At 70.0% G+C, this 1,957-nt stretch carries 2 protein-coding genes and 2 pseudogenes; 2 read left to right on the top strand and 2 right to left on the bottom strand.

Going from position 1 to position 1,957, the window contains the following annotated elements; genetic code table 11:
* Positions 1-609 (bottom strand): TetR/AcrR family transcriptional regulator (locus tag ACNFOC_RS53855; RefSeq protein WP_416966237.1); only part of this gene is annotated, 609 nt, incomplete at its 3' end.
* A gap of 155 nt (positions 610-764) precedes the next feature.
* Here ACNFOC_RS53855 and ACNFOC_RS53850 point away from each other — a divergent pair.
* Together ACNFOC_RS53850 and ACNFOC_RS53845 are read left to right on the top strand one after the other, a co-directional pair.
* The gene (locus tag ACNFOC_RS53850; protein ID WP_416966236.1) at positions 765-1,508 is read left to right on the top strand and encodes an alpha/beta fold hydrolase; all 744 of its coding nucleotides are present in this window, start codon (positions 765-767) and stop codon (positions 1,506-1,508) included.
* A gap of 155 nt (positions 1,509-1,663) precedes the next feature.
* Positions 1,664-1,828: pseudogene (locus ACNFOC_RS53845) on the top strand (triacylglycerol lipase); the annotation flags it as partial.
* On the opposite strand, the pseudogene ACNFOC_RS53840 reads toward ACNFOC_RS53845, so the two are convergent.
* Positions 1,825-1,957, bottom strand: a pseudogene (locus ACNFOC_RS53840) (hypothetical protein); the annotation flags it as partial. The pseudogenes ACNFOC_RS53845 and ACNFOC_RS53840 overlap by 4 nt on opposite strands.

The raw sequence follows: 1,957 nt of genomic DNA, 5'->3' as shown, positions 1-1,957 counted from the left end.
AGCCATCGCATACGGCCACACCGCATCCCCGATCTCCCCCGGCGTCCCCGGACAGTCCCGCCGCAGCCAGTCGATGACCGTGCCCAGGACGGCACCCGCGAGGAAGGCGGAGACCGGGTCGTGCGGGGTGTCCTCGACGGCTCCTTCGGCGGCTCCCTCATCGGCTCCCGCACTGCCACCCAAACCCTGGCTGACGCGGGCCGCGACGGTGATTCGGTGCAGGAGGTGGTTGATCATCCGGGCGCTGCCCTCGTCGCAGAGGAGGGCCCGGTAGAGGGGGGCGTGTTCGGCGACATGGGTGAAGAGGGCGGGCAGGGGGTTCGGCAACGGGCCGCCGTCCGGGGCCAGTCGGCCGTGCGGGATGGGGGCCGCGGCCACCAACTGGTCGTACGTCGCCGTGCACGCCGCGACAGCGAGGTCGTGGACGTCGGCGTAGTGCTCGTAGAACGTCGAGCGGTTGACGCCGGCGCGTTTGGTGAGGTCGGCGACGGATATCTGGCGCAGGTCGCGCTCGGTGACCAGCTCGCGGAGGGCGGCTTCGAGGGCGGCACGGGAGCGGAGGACCCGGCGGTCGGGGAGGACGTGACGTTCAGGGGGTTGCGCTGGCATGCGGCAACAGTATTCTCTCCAACAGCTGTTGGTTATCCGGCAGTTGTCGGTCAGGACCCGGACGGCAGTTGTCGGTCAAGGCCAGGACGGTGGTTGTCGGTCAGGGCCAGAACGGCAGTTGTCGGACAGGACAGCGGTAGGACGGGAGGCCTCGCATGGCCACGTACGTTCTCGTGCACGGCGGCAGTCACGGCGGATGGTGTTATCAGCGCGTCGCGCGGATCCTGCGGGCGAGCGGGCACGACGTGTACGCCCCCACGCTCACCGGGCTCGGCGAGCGGTCCCACCTGCTCGGGCCCGGGGTCGACCTCGACACCCACATCGCCGACGTCGTTCAACTCCTGCGCTACGAGGGGCTGTTCGACGCGATTCTCGTCGGGCACAGTTACGGCGGGATGGTCATCACCGGTGTCGCCGACCGTGCCCTGGACCGAGTCGGCCACCTCGTCTACCTGGACGCGGCCACCCCGGCGAACGGCCAGTCCCTCGCCGAACTCGCACCGGAGCTGATGGCCGCGTCGCGGGCCATGGGACGGGTCGTCGACGGGGTGGAGCTGGTGAACTTCCCCGGCGAAGGACCCATGCCCTCCTACGGGTTGACCGATCCGGACGACATCGCCTGGCTGGCGCCGAAGATCACGCCGCATCCGTGGAAGTGCTTCGAGCAGCCGCTGCGGCTCCACGACGAGGCGGGGGTGCGGGCGCTTCCGCAGTCCCAGATCGTATGCACCTCGACGCTGCCGTACCGCGATCCCGCCGACCTGGAGGCGGCCCGTGCGGCCGGACGGCTGTGGGACATCGACACCGGCCACGACCTGATGGTGAGCGAGCCGCAGGCCGTCGCCGGGTTCCTGGAGCTGGTGGCGGTGGCAACGGCCGGCGACGGTGGCAACGACTGACGGCTGACGTCCGCCGGACAACCGGCTCACAGAATCGGCTGACCGTCAGTCACATTACCGAAACGTAACCTACCGACGGGTATCACGAGTAACTTACCCGCAGGTAAGTTCCAGGCGAACCATTCTCCGGACGGCCGCTCCACAGGAGGTTCGCCATGCCCGCACGCCAACGGCGCCTGCTCGCCGCCGCGATCACCGCCACCGCCTGCCTCACCGCCCAGGCCCTCGCGCTCACGACCGCCACCGCGGCAACCGCCTCCACCGCCTCGGACGAGGTCGTGTCCAGAGGCGTCACCATCCCCGCGTTCTACAACCCGCCCACCGCGGGCTTGGCGAGCAGGAGGTAGGTGACCGGGCCGACCAGGACGGGGCGGGCGGTCAGACCCAGGGCGAGGGCCTCCTTCAACTCCGCGACCTGCTTGGTGGAGTCGGCGGTGAAGACGGTGTCC

It is taken from the genome of Streptomyces colwelliae, from assembly GCF_048158785.1.
Lineage (GTDB): Bacteria > Actinomycetota > Actinomycetes > Streptomycetales > Streptomycetaceae > Streptomyces.
Note: the sequence above shows the minus strand (reverse complement) of the source record. Positions and strands in the feature narration are given on the sequence as shown.

Coding starts and splice junctions, on each gene's coding strand:
- ACNFOC_RS53850 (WP_416966236.1), top strand. CDS start 765: ATGGCCACGTACGTTCTCGTGCACGGCGGCAGTCACGGCGGATGGTGT.